The 15,002-nt window shown below is 59.4% G+C and carries 13 protein-coding genes and 1 tRNA gene; 4 read left to right on the top strand and 10 right to left on the bottom strand.

The annotated features are described in order from the left end of the window. The first annotated feature begins 304 nt into the window (after positions 1-304). A complete protein-coding gene (locus AC2FEB_RS15225) occupies positions 305-658 on the top strand; it encodes a hypothetical protein (RefSeq protein ID WP_496674451.1) in 354 nt (117 codons plus the stop codon). 228 nt (positions 659-886) lie between these two features. Here the strand turns inward: AC2FEB_RS15225 and AC2FEB_RS15230 are convergent. Beyond that, a tRNA-Trp gene (locus AC2FEB_RS15230) sits at positions 887-962 on the bottom strand. A 141-nt stretch (positions 963-1,103) separates the two neighbouring features. Here AC2FEB_RS15230 and AC2FEB_RS15235 point away from each other — a divergent pair. Then, a complete protein-coding gene (locus AC2FEB_RS15235) occupies positions 1,104-1,808 on the top strand; it encodes a lysophospholipid acyltransferase family protein (RefSeq protein WP_496674449.1) in 705 nt (234 codons plus the stop codon). Here the strand turns inward: AC2FEB_RS15235 and AC2FEB_RS15240 are convergent. The 5 genes from AC2FEB_RS15240 to AC2FEB_RS15260 all read right to left on the bottom strand — a co-directional run bounded on the left by AC2FEB_RS15240 (position 1,805) and on the right by AC2FEB_RS15260 (position 8,978). Then, on the bottom strand, positions 1,805-2,050 hold the full coding sequence (locus AC2FEB_RS15240) for a MoaD/ThiS family protein (RefSeq protein WP_496674446.1): 246 nt from the start codon (positions 2,048-2,050) through the stop codon (positions 1,805-1,807). The genes AC2FEB_RS15235 and AC2FEB_RS15240 overlap by 4 nt on opposite strands. Then, positions 2,043-4,298, bottom strand: a complete 2,256-nt coding sequence (locus AC2FEB_RS15245; RefSeq protein ID WP_496674443.1) for a xanthine dehydrogenase family protein molybdopterin-binding subunit — start codon at positions 4,296-4,298, stop codon at positions 2,043-2,045. The genes AC2FEB_RS15240 and AC2FEB_RS15245 overlap by 8 nt, the downstream gene beginning before the upstream one ends. Next, positions 4,298-4,777 carry a (2Fe-2S)-binding protein gene (locus tag AC2FEB_RS15250; protein WP_496674440.1) on the bottom strand — a complete coding sequence of 160 codons (480 nt, stop codon included), beginning with the start codon at positions 4,775-4,777 and terminating at the stop codon, positions 4,298-4,300. The genes AC2FEB_RS15245 and AC2FEB_RS15250 overlap by 1 nt, the downstream gene beginning before the upstream one ends. Continuing rightward, positions 4,774-5,640: an FAD binding domain-containing protein gene (locus tag AC2FEB_RS15255; RefSeq protein ID WP_496674437.1), complete on the bottom strand. Its 867-nt coding sequence runs from the start codon at positions 5,638-5,640 to the stop codon at positions 4,774-4,776. The genes AC2FEB_RS15250 and AC2FEB_RS15255 overlap by 4 nt, the downstream gene beginning before the upstream one ends. 125 nt (positions 5,641-5,765) lie before the next feature. Further along, on the bottom strand, positions 5,766-8,978 hold the full coding sequence (locus AC2FEB_RS15260; protein WP_496674434.1) for a reductive dehalogenase: 3,213 nt from the start codon (positions 8,976-8,978) through the stop codon (positions 5,766-5,768). 75 nt (positions 8,979-9,053) lie between these two features. Here AC2FEB_RS15260 and AC2FEB_RS15265 point away from each other — a divergent pair, with 75 nt between their 5' ends. Further along, positions 9,054-9,956, top strand: a complete 903-nt coding sequence (locus tag AC2FEB_RS15265) for a LysR family transcriptional regulator (RefSeq protein WP_496674431.1) — start codon at positions 9,054-9,056, stop codon at positions 9,954-9,956. Here the strand turns inward: AC2FEB_RS15265 and AC2FEB_RS15270 are convergent. Then, positions 9,947-10,798: a LysR substrate-binding domain-containing protein gene (locus tag AC2FEB_RS15270; protein ID WP_496674428.1), complete on the bottom strand. Its 852-nt coding sequence runs from the start codon at positions 10,796-10,798 to the stop codon at positions 9,947-9,949. The genes AC2FEB_RS15265 and AC2FEB_RS15270 overlap by 10 nt on opposite strands. Positions 10,799-10,901: 103 nt before the next feature. Here AC2FEB_RS15270 and AC2FEB_RS15275 point away from each other — a divergent pair, with 103 nt between their 5' ends. Next, the gene (locus AC2FEB_RS15275) at positions 10,902-11,603 is read left to right on the top strand and encodes an SDR family oxidoreductase (RefSeq protein ID WP_299895275.1); all 702 of its coding nucleotides are present in this window, start codon (positions 10,902-10,904) and stop codon (positions 11,601-11,603) included. A 2-nt stretch (positions 11,604-11,605) separates the two neighbouring features. Here AC2FEB_RS15275 and AC2FEB_RS15280 read toward each other — a convergent pair whose 3' ends face one another. The 3 genes from AC2FEB_RS15280 to AC2FEB_RS15290 form a co-directional block, all read right to left on the bottom strand. Next, entirely contained in the window at positions 11,606-12,877 is a 1,272-nt protein-coding gene (locus AC2FEB_RS15280; RefSeq protein WP_496674425.1) for an NAD(P)/FAD-dependent oxidoreductase, read from the bottom strand. A 190-nt stretch (positions 12,878-13,067) separates the two neighbouring features. Beyond that, on the bottom strand, positions 13,068-14,225 hold the full coding sequence (locus AC2FEB_RS15285) for an acyl-CoA dehydrogenase family protein (protein ID WP_496674422.1): 1,158 nt from the start codon (positions 14,223-14,225) through the stop codon (positions 13,068-13,070). Positions 14,226-14,366: 141 nt separating this feature from the next. Continuing rightward, a complete protein-coding gene (locus AC2FEB_RS15290; protein WP_496674419.1) occupies positions 14,367-14,930 on the bottom strand; it encodes a TetR/AcrR family transcriptional regulator in 564 nt (187 codons plus the stop codon). Between the last annotated feature and the right edge of the window lie 72 nt (positions 14,931-15,002).

Genomic DNA, 15,002 nt, shown 5'->3' on the forward strand with positions numbered 1-15,002 from the left:
TTATACCCCTGAAGCTCGCGGGTATGAATCACGCAGGCGGGATGGCGACAACCAAATTAATAGGTCCAGAACCTAGGTTAGGTGTTGCCGCCATACTAAACAGTGATTTAACCCGGTATAGCGCTGACTACCAAAGGCGGCGTTCTGCTCTAGCCAAATTGTCCGAAAGCCGCCGCCGCGCTATAGCTTCGTATCGATTGTCTCGTTCCTGTGTCCCGAAGGTCGCGTCCGGCTATACTGAAAGCTGCCACCGTACCACTGTCAATTGCCGCGCCGCGCTATACTGGGAAAGGCTGGGAGAGAGATGAAAGACAAGGATAGTTTGAAGGTTTGTTCGAACGCACGAAGTTGGTACGTGTTTGCAGGTGATCACATAATTTCTGATCCGGTTTTCAAGACACTCCCAGAAGCAGTTCAGCGCGATTTAGTTACGATTGTTCAAAATCCGGATCACCCCCTCCGGGAAGAAAGAGCTTCTGCAGTGTCTAGACACAACGCGCGTATCCAAGCTGTCGTAAAAACAAGAAGACAACGAGAGGAGGCAGAGATGGAGAACATCGAAGTTTTCTTCAGCAAAAAGACCTATGTTTGTATTGGTGTTTTGTGGCTTGTTCTCGCAATCGGTTCTATTGCAGGCCTTCTGATATTCGATTCATAGGCTACGACCTTCGTATTGTCCGGGAAATCGCTCCAAATTGTCCGAAAGCTACCGTCGCGCTACAACTACGGACTTTTTTTGTTGCTGGCATACGGGGGTTGGCAAAACTGCACCTCGCATCAGACTGACGACGCGCGTCCTGATTGCCGGTTCGCCCCAACTGCACTCAAAAATTGCGCAAGCGCGAAACGCGCCAAACACGATTGCCGATTAGGTTTTTGATTTGGATGGCAGGGGCAGCAGGGTTCGAACCCGCGACCTACGGTTTTGGAGACCGTCGCTCTACCAACTGAGCTATACCCCTGTAGTGCGCCCCAGATATGACAGCCGCGCGGCGGACTCAAGAGGCTTTTTCGGATTCCACACCACTATCTGAACCGACAAACAAGTTGCGCAAAATGTGCAGTGCGCTAAGACAAGGTCCGGTCAGCAAAAGGAACCCCGCGTGAACCTCCGCAAGAAGATCGCAGACAGCGAAGCCGTGCTGAACTGGGTGGCCCGACGGATTGCCACTTACATTCGATTGGTCAACCGCAACACACGCTGGCATCGCATAGGGTATGAAGAACTGGACCAGTTGGCCGAACAAGGTGAGCCGGTCATCGTTGTGCTCTGGCACCAGCGGCTGGCGCAGTCGCCCTATTTCTTTCCGCTGGACAAGGCGCGCATCTGTTCGATCACCTCCTCTGCCCGGGCGGGCAGTATGGTGGGCCGGGTACAAAAGTTGTTTGGCATGGATACGATTGCCATGGCCAGCAAGACACGCCACGTCGCCTTGTCACGCCAGGTTCTGGGCAAGATGAAGCAGGGTATCTCAATTGGGATCGCGGCAGACGGCCCGCGTGGGCCAGAACGGGTTCTGTCGACGGTTCCGTTGGTATGGGCGCGTACCTCGGGCAAGCGCGTATTCGGTATCACCTATTCAACAAAACATGGTCGCGAAGCGGGAACCTGGGATCACCTTCTGATGCCCCGCCCCTGGCGCAATGAGGGCGTGTTTCTGTGCCGGGAATGGACTGAAACAGTGCCCCGCAAGGCAAGCGAAGAGGAAATCGAGACCCTGCGCCTGAGCCTTGAGCAGCACATGAACGACATCACGGCAGAGGCTGACCGGATGGTCGGACGCGAGCCATGGTCGCCTGACGCCTAACCGCCCCTGAGACGTTGCATCAGATAGACTTCGCTGCCTTCGGGAATCGGCTCGGTAAGCCCGGTGGCAATGACGCGCCCGTTGATCGCGATGGAGACACCCGCATCAATGGGGGCCTGCAACTGCGGGTAGGCCCGGACCAAAGCCCGTAAAAGCTCTCCGGTGGTCTTGGCCTCGACCTTAACCACTTGCTGGCCCCCGGTCAGTGACCGGAGGCCGGACCAGAGGTGGACCTCAACCATTGTCCTTGAGCGCCGCAAGGATGCGCGGCGGAGACATCGGCAGTTGCGTCATCCGAACACCTGCCGCGTTGGACACTGCATTGGCGATGGCGGCCAGGGGCGGTACGATGCCCGTCTCGCCCACGCCGCGCACCCCAAACGGGTGGCCGGGGTTGGGCACTTCGACGATCACCGTGTCGATCATCGGCAGGTCGCTTGCAACAGGAACCCGGTAATCGAGGAATATCGAGTTCTGCAACCGACCATCCTCGCCATAGATGTATTCCTCGTTCAGCGCCCAGCCGATGCCCTGCGCGGCGCCGCCTTGGAACTGGCCTTCCACATAGGTCGGGTGGATCGCCTTGCCGGCATCCTGAATGACCGTGTAGCGGGTGATCGATGTCTTGCCGGTTTCCGGATCGACCTCGGCATCGACGATATGGGTGCCAAAGGATACGCCCGCGCCTTCGGGGGTAGCTTCGAAATGGCCCGAAATCGGGCCTCCGGTGGATCCCATATCCGCTGTGATATCGGCCAGCGGCAGCGGGTCGAAATCGCCAGCATTAGGCCCCGAGGGCACCGCGCAGCCGTCTTCCCATTTCACCGCATCAACCGGGATGCCCCACTTGGCCGCCGCACGTTCGCACAGTTTCTCGACCGCGTGTCTTGCGGCCTTGATCGTGGCGAGGCCCGACGCGTAGGTCACACGCGAACCATGGCTCACGTCGTTGTAGCCCAGTGTCGCCGTGTCGGCGATGGTCACGCGGATGTTTTCATACGGAATTCCCAGAACCTCGGCCGCCATCAGGGCCATGGACGCGCGCGACCCGCCGATGTCGGGTGTTCCGACCATCAACTGTGCTGAGCCATCCTCGGACAATGCCAGTGAAACGCTGGTCTCGCCGCCGTGATTAAACCAGAAGCCGCAGGAAACCCCGCGCCCCTGCCCCGGCTTCAGCGGGGCCGAGTAATGAGGATGCGCTTTGGCAGCCTCAAGGGTTTCGACCAGACCGATGCGCTCGTAGGTCGGGCCATAGCTGGCCTTCGTGCCTTCATGCGCGGCATTTTTCAGGCGCACATCGATAGGATCGAGGCCCAGCTTGTTGCAGAGCTCATCAATGACGGACTCAACGGCGAAGGCACCCATGGGTGCGCCCGGCGCGCGGTAGGCGGCCTGTTTCGGACGGTTCGACATCACATCGTAACCGATCTGCTTGACGTTGGTCAGGTTGTAGGGCGCAAAGGCACACATGGCCGTCATGTCGCCCGGGGCGCCGGGGAAGGCCCCACCTTGCAGGCGGAAGACACCCTGCGCCGCCGAGATCGTGCCGTCTTTCTTCATGCCGATCTTCACGTCCATTGACGCCGAAGAGGTCGGCCCGGTGGCACGGAAAACCTCGGACCTGGTCATCACGATCTTGACCGGACGGTTGGCCTTGCGGCTGAGCGCCAGCGCGACGGGTTCGATGAAGACCGTGGTCTTGCCACCAAAACCGCCGCCGATTTCAGACGCCGTGACGCGCAACTGAGAGGTTTCGATTCCCAGCAGCGCCGCACAGGTTTTTTGCGCTATCCAGTGACCTTGGGTTGTGCACCACAACTCGCCCTTGCCGTCATTGCCCAGCATGCCCAGGCAGGCATGCGGTTCGATATAGCCCTGATGGGTCGCCTCGGTGACAAAGCTGTCTTCGACAACCAGATCGGCCTCGTCAAAGCCCGCCTCGACGTCACCGTGACCGCTTTCGTGATAGCGCACGACATTCGGGTGCATCCCTTCTGGCACCGAATAGTCCGCTGCGCCTTGCCGGATCACCGGCGCATCCGGGGCCATCGCTTTGTCCACATCGGTGACGTGCGGCAGCACCTCGTATTCGACCTCGATCAGTTTCAGCGCATCACGTGCCGCCAAGGCAGATGTGGCCGCGACCGCAGCAACCGCGTGCCCGTCATAAAGCGCCTTTTCACCCGCCATGACGTTTTCCAGCACGTTCCAGAATTCGCCTTCGAGTCCGGGCTTGAACGGGACATTGGCGAAATCGGCGCGGGTCACGACGGCTTTGACATCCTTCGATGCCTCAGCTTTCGAGGTATCAATTCTGACGATCCGGGCATGGGCATGGGGTGAGCGCAGGATGGCGCCGTGCAACATGCCGGGGGCCGAGATATCCGCGCCGAACTTGGCCCGGCCTGTCACCTTGTCCAGACCGTCAGGGCGATTGGGGCGGGTGCCAACGAAAGTGAAATCAGTTTTGCGATCGTCCAGAGCCATTATGACGCCTCCCGCATCTCAGCCGCCGTGTCCATCACGGCGCGAATGATCTTGTCATAGCCGGTGCAGCGGCACAGGTTTCCCGCCAGCCAATAGCGCGTTTCTTCCTCGGTCGGATTGGGGTTCTTCTCCAACAGAGACTTCGCCGCCACCAGAATGCCCGGGGTACAGATGCCGCATTGAAGCGCGGCATATTCGATCATCTTCTTCTGCAACGGGTGCAGGACGTCACCATCCGCAATCCCTTCGACGGTCTCGATCTGCTTACCTTCGGCCTCGATACCCAGCATCAGGCACGAGCACACCAGACGGCCATCGACGGTGACCGAGCACGCGCCGCAATCACCGGTGCCGCAGCCCTCTTTGGCGCCGGTCAGGTTCAGCTTGTCGCGCAGACAGTCCAGCAGGGTTTCGCGCGGGTCACAGAGGTATTCAACCGCGTCTCCGTTCACGGTGGTGGATACGTGGAGCTTGCTCATGCGTTTTCTCCCTTCGCGCGGGCATAGGCGATTTTCGCGGCGCGCCTGGCCAGAACACCGGCGACTTCGGTGCGGAATGCGATCGTACCGCGTTTGTCATCAATCGGATTGCAGGCGGCCGACGCGGCCGCGGCCAGTGCGTCAAGGGCGGCATCGTCCAAAGTGCTGCCGATAATCGCGTTGGCACAGTCTTCAACCAACAGAACGGTCGGTGCCACGGCACCCAGCGACACGCGCGCCTCGGTGATGACGTCACCGTCCAGACGGAGGTTCACACCAACGCCCACGACCGCAATGTCCATTTCGGTACGGGGGATGAAACGCAGATAGGCATCGCCCCCATTTTCACCACGGGTAGGAATGTTGATGGCCGAGATCAGTTCGCCTTTCGCCAGCGAGGTCTTGCCGGGCCCGGTCGGGATGTCCTCAACTGCAACGTCACGCGTGCCATCGGGGCCGGTTACGGTGACGGTCACGCCTGCCGCCACCATGGCGGGCACGGAATCAGCCGCAGGGGAGCCGTTGCACAGGTTGCCGGCCAGCGTCGCGCGGCCCTGAACCTGAGTTGAACCGATCAGGTCCATCGCCTCGACGACACCGGGCCAGTCGCGGCCAAGCTCGGGGTGCTCGCTCATCTCGGCGCCGGTTGCGGCAACACCCAGCGTCCAGCCACCGTCGGCATTGCGGGTAATGTCGTGTACACCATTGATTTTCTTGATGTCGATCAGCGTATCGGGCGTCACGAGTTCCGAGCGCAGCTGCACCAGTACATCCGTACCGCCCGCCAGAAAACGTGTGATGCCCGTCGCGTTCGCGGCCAGAGCCGAAGCTTCGGCAAAGCTGACGGGGCTGTGATAATCCATGAAGCTACCTCGTACCTGTTGGTCAGGAATATCTGGGTTCGCGGCGACGTTAGTTCACCCCTCGTCCGGCGTCCATGGGCCGAGCGACCAAAATTCAACTTCCAAATGTCGCTTTTGGACAGGGTTCAGAGATCGATTTCGATCAACCCATCAGGTTCCGCCGCGCGGCTTTGGCACAAGATCATGGCGCCTTCGCGCTGTTTCCGGGACAAAACGAAATCCCGATGCTCGACCTCGCCCGAAATGACACCGCATTTACATACGCCACAGATGCCGTCAGCGCATTTCACATCCACATGAAAACCGGATTCGTTCAGAACCTGAGCCGCGTCCTTGTCTGCGGGCACAGGCAGTATCCGGCCCGAACGCGCAAGCTTGAGTTCAAACGCGTGGTTTTCATATTCAGGCGCTTCAGGAACGGAGAAATATTCCAGATGGCGCGCCTCTTCGGGAAAGCCTTGCTGCTCTGCCGCCTGAATCACACCGTTCATGTAACGATCCGGCCCGCAGGTGTAGACATGCCATCCATCCCGGTAGCCTGACAGAATCACATTCAGATCAGCGCGGGTGCCTTCGTCCGAGAAATAGAAATGAACGCGATCTGCCCAGGGCATAGCGGCCAGATCATCCAGATACCCCGCCCCGTCCCGTGTGCTGGCCGAATAGTGTAACTCGAACTCGCGGCCCAGTGCATGCAGGCGATGGGCAAAGGCGATCATCGGCGTGATGCCGATACCGCCGCCCATGAGGAATGTTCTGATTGCCGTTTCATCCAATTCAAAGTGGTTGATCGGTTTGGAAACGAAAACCTTTCGACCCTCGGTGAAGATGCGATGCAGCAGCGCGGATCCGCCACGCCCGTCATCCTCGCGCAACACTCCGATCTGATAGGTCGCACGATCCGACGGGTCGCCGGACATGGAGTATTGCCGCAGAAATTCCGGCGCGACCAGGACGTCCAGATGTGCGCCCGCTGTCCATCCCGGCAGGGGCGCACCGTCCAGCGATGTGAATTCGTATTTCGTGACATCCGCCGTCATCTTGTCGACCTTGGTCACGGCGACCCGCATCACAGGCGCATCACCGGCGATCTGATAGCGATGGATGATCAACATGTCCCCGCTTGCCTTGCGCGCCTTGTATTCGTCGGCCGTCACCATGGCCTCATAGGCTGCGATCCCGGCCTCTCGATCCATTGCAAAGGGATAGGGCCAGGGGTGCGGGGCCAGATAAGCGGGATAGACGGCGAGAGTCTGATCCTCATATTTCAGGTCCAGATCCTTTTGCAGATCGCGCCGGTTCAACGGGTGCGTCGTGGGGCGATAGGCGCCGTCAGGCTGCAACTCGATATCCCACCACCATTTCTTGATGTTGTTCAACCCGCCATTGCCGACCGCATCGTCCAGCCTGGCCAGCGCGGGCGCGGCCGAGGGGATTTTCATCGCAGCCCAACGGAAGGGGCGTTCCTTGAAGATGCCTTCGAGGTTCCACGGGCAGGTCTTCATGCAGCGCCCGCACATCGCGCCGCCCGGCGTCGTTACACGGTATGTGGCGCATTTCTGGCTGTCGGATTTCCAAATTTCATAACCGTTGAACATCAGCTTCGGTCCGGCGGTGATTGCGCCCGAGGGACATTCGCGGGCGCATTTGTTGCAGGACTCGCAAAAGGTCTGCAGGCCGAAATCGATGGGTTTGTCATGCGCTATCGGCATGTCGGTCGTCACCACGCCTGATTTCAGGCGCGGACCCAGATAGGGGTTTAGGATTACTTCTCCGATCCGGCTGACCTCTCCCAACCCCGAGAGCAGCAACAGCGGCGGTTGCAGCACCTCGCCATCCATCACTGTATGCGCCTTGGCCCTGTAGCCCAGGTTGCGGATCTGTTGGGCGATCACGCCTCCCAGCAGCGAAAACCGCAGGTAGGCGCGCATGGATTGGGCGACACTGATCCAGTCGTCGCCGCTGGCACCTTCCATCGTTTCATAGCCCTGATCGATGATCATGCTGATGGCCTGATCATGAGGCGGCACGATTTCTTCGCCAGTGGCGTCATGAGAATACCACGCCCATTCCGGACAGCGGCTGAGACCCACCGCATCGACGCCCAGGAAATAGGTCGCCGCTTTGATGTTTGCCGCATTGCGTCCGGCATCGGCAGGCTTACGCAGGTCAGCGCTTTCACCGTCCTGCAACAGAACGAATGCACCCAGCGCGCGGCGCTGGGCAAAGCTGGGCGCAGCCTTGCGCACGTAGTACCCGCCTTTCGCGGCGTCCTGCAGTGACTTGCCCATGTCGCCGAACTGGGCGCGGGCGAACATGTCGGCGCGCTTGGGAACGCGGGCGACATTTTCCTCGTCGACATAGGTTGTCGGGGTCTCGACCCGTTTGAGTTTTTCGAACGGATGGGCCCCGTCCACATAGCGTCTTTTGGCATATGGGTCACGGTTGAGGGCGTTCTTGGCAAATCCCGTTCCCAACCACCATGCCGGGCCTTGAGTCCGAAACCACGGCTGTTGCGCCATGGGCCTGAGCGGCCGGTCATGCGCGATGGGCATCTCGGTCGTCACGGCTGCAAGGCCAAACCTGGTGCCCAGCCACGGCGCAACCAGTTCACCGCTCTCGACCGTGGCCAGACCGGCGGCCACGGCCAGCCTGTCCAGATCGACTTCGGACGACATCACGCTGTGCGCACGGGCGTCAAAACCCAGCAGACGGATATAGTTGGCGATGACCACGGCATTCTCGGTTGCCAGCAGGCAGGCACGATGATCCTGCGCGTTGATGATCCAATCCGCACCGGGTTCGGAAGGGTCCGGATCGCGGTTATGTTCATAGAGAAAAACGATGGTGTGGCAGTGGTCGTCAATCGGCTTGGGCGCGGCCTCCATACTGTCTTTCAGATCCGCCATGATGAGATCGATCCCAGAGGCCAGCGTCTTGGTCTGGCGCGTTCGCAGCGCATGGGCAAGCCGGTCGATATCGGGGTTGCGGCGTGGTTCGTCCAACAGTGCATCTGACGGCAACGGCCCGCAGCCCATCATCGACGCATCGTTGAAATATCCGAATGCCTTCAGATGGTTGGCGCGTTCCTGCGGATCTGATGGGATCTCGGATGCAATCGGGTTCACCAACCCGTCGCGGATCGCGTCCAGCATCGCCTGAAATTCGCCCATGGCGTTGACGATGCTGTCGGGCCGTTCCGGCCGGTGGAAACTCAGTTCGCCCATCAAGGGCACACGCGACAAGTCCGGCATGGTATCTTGTCGGGTCAAACGCTCCAACGGGTATCGCCCCATGTGAACGGGCCGGTTCTTGTCCGAGAAAAAGCGGATTCCCATTATGCGCCTCCTTTTGCCACCCATCCCCTACCCCGTAATGGACAGCGAAACCATTCATGCATAATCATAAGTGGTATGAAGAAAATCGATTTCACTGATCTAGACGGCAAGGTTCTGCGCACGTTTCTGACCATACTCGAGGAAAGCTCGGTTTCGAAAGCTGCGGATCGGCTGGGCGTCACGCAATCGGCCATCAGCCACACGCTGGCCAAGCTCCGGCTGGTGCTGGGCGACCCGTTGTTTGTCCGGTCCGGTCAGGGCCTTACCCCGACCGAGCGCGCCTTGTCCCTGAAGGAGCCCACGCAAAAGGTGCTGGACGGAATGCGGGCGCTGACCGAAGGGCGGCCGTTCGACCCGCAGTCCGAACAGATCAGGATCCGCATCGCCACCAATGACATGCCGCGCGAGTTGATCTTTCCGCAGCTGCTTCGAGAAACACGTGCCGAAGGCGCAGGTCTGCGGCTGGAGTTCATTCCTTCAGGTGTGCCGGACCCAGAGCTTCTGCGCAGTGACAGATGCCAGATGATGCTGACTCCGTTGCCGCCGGACGGGCCGGATATCTTTCAGAAACACCTGATGACCAGTCCGCTGGTAGTGTTCTATGACGCCACGCAGCACTCACCGCCCGACAGTTGGGAAGCCTATTGCAACTGCGATCATGTCGAGGTGCGTTTTGCCGATGGCCGCAACGCCCGCGCCGTCATGCGTGGCGTCGATCAAAGCCAGATCAGGCCAGCGGTAGTAACCCTGCCGCATTTCAACGCCATCCCGGCCTTCATACAGGGCAGCGACCTGATCTCAACCGACACGGCGCTGATGAAACAGGGCCCGCTGGCTGGGCTGGATTGCGCACCACTGCCGTTCGAATGCGCGCCGGTGTCGATCTACATGGTCTGGCATCAGAGGTCGGCCAATGATCCGGCACATCGCTGGTTGCGTGCCCGGATCGAGGCAATCGCGGCATCTCTTCAGACCTGAGACAACAGCCAGTCTCGCATGATCTCGACCAGTTGCGGCTGGCGTGGCCTACGGGGCGCAACCACATAAAACCCCAGATCTTCAACCAGGACATCCGCAAGCGGCTGAACAAGACGGGCCGAGGCCACTTCTTGCGCGACAAGAGGCGCATTGGCCAGTGCAATACCCTGCCCCGAAACTGCCGCGTCGATCGCAAGACTGGTCTGGCTGAAGCTCATCATTCTGGGCTTTCCGCTCACCCCCACCCGTTCAAGGAACAAGGGCCACAATCCGTGGGTGTCGTTCAGCAATACCTGCTTCATCAAGTCAGAAGGGGTGCTGATTCCGCCCGCAACAGAAGGGCTGCATACCGGGATGAACTCGGTCGAGAACAAAGGCACCGCCTCCAGTTCCGCCGCAAAAGGCGCTCGACCCTGCCTGACTGCAAGATCGACGCCATCCGAACTGAAATCCGCCAGACGCTCGCGCGCATCCACCTGAACCGAGATGTCCGGATACAAGTCCGTGAAGCCCGACAAACGCGGCACCAACCATTTCGAGGCAAAGCTGGGTGTGACCGACAACGTGATCCGGCGGTCCGGAGACAGGTCTTCGACAGCCTCTTCGATCAACCTGAAGGCACGACGCAGGGGCGCGTGAAACTGCCGCCCGGATTCGGTCAGACGCAACCCACGCGGCAGGCGATCGAACAGAACCTCGTCCAATCGTGCCTCAAGCCCGCGCACCTGCTGCGCCACGGCGCCTTGTGTAACGCCAAGTTCCTCGGCGGCCAGTCGAAAGTTCAAATAACGCGCAGAAGCTTCGAAAGCACGTAAAGCGTTCAGGGGCGGAAGGGCGACCATAGTGTTGTCCTGTAGATTTTCTACAGCATAGAGCCAGCAGAACTGATTGGTCAAACCGCTCTCTGACCTCCATCCTGGGATCAACTGAAAACGGAGATGTCAGATGGAAAAAGTAGCACTTATTACAGCGGGCGGCAGTGGCATGGGTGCGGATTCCGCCCGGAGGTTGGCGGCGGGCGGGTTCAGGGTTGGCATTCTGTCTTCCTCGGGCAAGGGAGAAGCTTTGGCGAAAGAATTGGGCGGCGTCGGCATTACCGGCTCGAACCAGTCCACCGAGGATTTGCAGAAGCTTGTCGATGCGGCCATGGCCCATTGGGGGCGCGTTGACGTTCTGGTCAATTCCGCCGGTCACGGCCCCCGCGCTCCTATCCTTGAACTGACGGACGAGGATTGGCACACCGGGATGGATGTCTATTTCCTGAACGCGGTGCGCCCCACACGGCTTGTGACCCCGATCATGCAGGCGCAGGGGGGTGGATCGATCATCAACATCTCGACCTTTGCCGCGTTCGAACCGGATCCGGTTTTTCCGACCTCGGGCGTGTTCCGGGCCGGGCTGGCCGCCTTCACCAAGCTGTACGCGGACAAGTATGCCGCGGAGAATATCCGAATGAACAACGTTCTTCCGGGCTTCATTGACAGCCTTCCCGAGAAGGAAGAGTTCCGCAGCCGCATCCCAATGGGGCGATATGGGCGCAGTTATGACGAGATCGCCTCGGTCGTCGCTTTGCTTGCCTCAGAAGGCGGCGGCTATATCACCGGACAGAATATCCGTGTGGACGGCGGTATCACCCGGTCTGTCTGAACTCAGACCCGCGCCTTTATAAGATGTGTCAGCGCCGCGCCGGATTCGAAAAAGGCGCGGCGCACGCGTGTCCAGCTTTCTCGGTATTCCGACACGGCGAGAACCGGCAGAATCGAGAGATCATTGGCAAGAAGACTCTCGGCCATCATTCGGCCGAACACCGTGCCCGGGCCGATGCCGCGGCCCGAATACCCGTGTGCGGCCAGAGCGTTGGGGCCGATCCGCGTGATCTTCGGAATATGGTCCGACGTCATTGCGATCCGCCCGTGCCACCCGTGTTCCAACGGCTGGTCGGCCAATTGCGGATAGAGCTCGGCCAGCTTGCGCTGGACCCAACCGGAATGTGCAACCCGACCGGCATGTCCCAGATCCCCCATGCCGCCAATGATCATCCGCCCCGCCTGATCCAGTCGGAATGACGTCATGATCAGTCCGGTATCCCAGCACCCTTCTTTCTTTGGCAGGATACTGGCGCGCAAATTGTCAGTCAGCGGGGCTGTGGTGTACTGGAAATAGTAGACCGGCACATAAGCAGGCGCGGTATCCGGCAACGCATGATGATAGGCATTTGTCGCCTGAATGACCGACTTTGCCCGAACCGTCCCGCCTGGTGTCTTCAAAACCCAGTGCCCGCCCTCATATGTCATAGTCTGCACTGGGCTGCGCATATGTATCCGTGCCCCGGCCTGCGACGCCGCGCGCACCAAACCCATCGCATAGGCCAAAGGCTGAATGGTTCCTGCCCGTGGATCGAACAAGGCACCGTGAAAGGCTTGGCTGCCGGTGCGTTCACCGGCCTGGTCTGCTAACAGCAACTCAACCGGCGCTCCTGCTTCGCTCAACTGCGCATGACGCGTTTGCAGGTTCTTCAACCCGGACGCGGAATGCGCACAATGCAGGGTTCCGTTTCGCACTGGCTCACATGCAATGTCATATTCACCGATCAGAGCAAACACATCCGACGGCGCCTTGGCCAGCAAGTCGATCAAACGGTCTCCCGGCTCTGCACCGATACGCGCGCGGATATCGTCCGGCGGCAACCACAACCCGGCATTGACCAGACCTACATTGCGCCCTGATCCGCCAAACCCGATCTCTCGCGCCTCCAGCAGGCAGACCGACGCGCCGGCGCAGGCTGCGGTCAAAGCCGCTGAACACCCGGTGTAGCCACCTCCGATGACAGCCAGATCAACCGCTGCGTCAGCGGTCAGGGGCGGTGCTGTGACTGCCTCGGTGCAAGTGCTTCGCCACAGGGTATGTTCGGGATCGTTCACGTCGGGCCTCTGAGTCTTTTCGGCGGAACATCCTACCGATACCTCCCTTTATGCAAGCCTCCATTTAGCAATGTTGCGACAACGAAACAGACTCCGCAGGCACGGGCTTTGCCCGAGCCTGCCGGGCCCAACCGGAGGAGTCATTCCGTCATGAATGACGACACCGGGCGGGAGGACCCGCGTGGTGGGCTCAGACGTCGAGCGATCGCGCGATCAGCTCTTTCATGACCTCGTTGGTGCCGCCATAAATCATCTGCACCCTGGCATCCGCGTAAAGACGCGCGATCGGGTATTCCATCATGAACCCGTAGCCGCCGAACAGTTGCAGGCATTCATGCATGATCTCATTCTGCACCTCAGAGCCCCAGTATTTGGCCATCGAGGCCGTGGCCGCGTCCAGCTCGCCCACTTCCAGTTTTCCGATACAATCATTGATGAAACTGCGCAGAACCTCGGCCTTGGTCTTGCATTCCGCCAGTTTGAACCGAGTATTCTGAAAATCCATCACCCGCTGCCCGAAGGCTTTGCGTTCCTGCACGTATTTCACTGTTTCGGCGATGGCGAAATCGATCGCGCCCAGCGCCATGATAGCGATATTCAGCCGTTCCCAGGGCAGTTGTTTCATCAGCTGATAGAAACCCTGCCCTTCTTCGGGCCCCAACAGGTTTGTCATCGGCACTTTGACATCTTCGAAAAACAACTCGGCAGTGTCATTGCCCTTCATGCCCAGTTTCTTGAGGTTCCGCCCCCGGCGAAAACCTTCACACCCGTCAGTTTCCACCACAATCAATGAGACGCCGCGTGCGCCAGCGGACTTGTCGGTCTTGGCGGCCACGATAATCAGATTCGCAGTCTGTCCGTTCGTGATGAAGATCTTTGACCCGTTCAGCCGATAGGAGTTCCCGTCCTTCTCGGCGGTCGTCCGCACGGCCTGCACGTCCGAGCCGGTGCTGGGTTCTGTCATTGCTAGCGCGCCGACCAATTCGCCCGACGCCAGTTTGGGCAACCACTTCTTCTTCTGATCTTCGCTGCCATAGGCGGTGAGATAGTGGGTCACGATCGACTGAATGCCATAGCCCCAACCCGCATCTCCTCGCGCGCCCTGCTCATAAGCCGTGATGGCGTCAAAGCCCATGCCGCCGCCGACACCGCCATATTCTTCGGGGATCGCACCCGCCATCAGCCCGGTTTCGCCGGCCTTGCGCCAGAAATCGCGATCCACAACGCCGTTTTCAACCCAGGTTTCGATATTGGGCGACAGTTCGTCATCCATGAACCGACCAGCCATATCCGCGAACATGCGGTGTTCATCGGTGACCCATGCCGCAGTCGAAGTGAAAAGTGACATTGTACGCTCTCCAATCAGTCTTTCCGGAAAGGCTAGCGCTGTGTTCGACTCACGCCAATCCTTGTGACGCGGCGTCCCTTTGAGGAACAACGCAACGTTCATCAGCCTGCAATGTCAGAGAATCCCTTTTGACTGGCCGGGTTAAGCCAGTTCTTTGGCCAACAGGTGTTTGGCCGCATCCTTGGCGTCTTCAGCCGGATCGCAGTTCTTAAGCAGAACGGCGGATACGATTGCTCCCTCTTGCAACAGTACGATCTGACTCGCGAGTTTTCGAGGATCATGCGCGCCGGCCTGTTGGGCTATGATCGTAAAATGTTCCAGCAAAAGCTGTTTGTGCTCAGCGGCCTGCACATGGATGGGGTGATCCTTATCCTGATACTCAGCCCCGGCCTTGATGAACATGCAGCCCCGGAACCCGTCCTCTTCAAACCATTCCTTCAGGGCATCGAAGCTGACGATGATCTGTTCGGCTGGTGTTTCTGCCATCTCGTCGATGCGTTGAAAGAACCAGTTGCGGAAGTTCTCATCCCGTAGGCGCAGCGCGGCCACGATCAGGTCTTCCTTGGTGCGGAAATGCTTGTACATCGACGTCTTTGACACGCCTGTTTCCACAACCAGCTTGTCCATGCCGGTTGCGTGAAACCCGTCGCGGTAAAAGACCTTCAGGGCCTTGCTGACCAACTCATCCCGTTTGTTTGGGCGCATGATTCGGCTCCATGGTGTACCGTTCTGTACATATTATCATGAAGCGCGAAGTACAATGACCCAAAGCCAAAG

The sequence above is a fragment of the Ruegeria sp. YTSC106 genome (genome assembly GCF_059609765.1).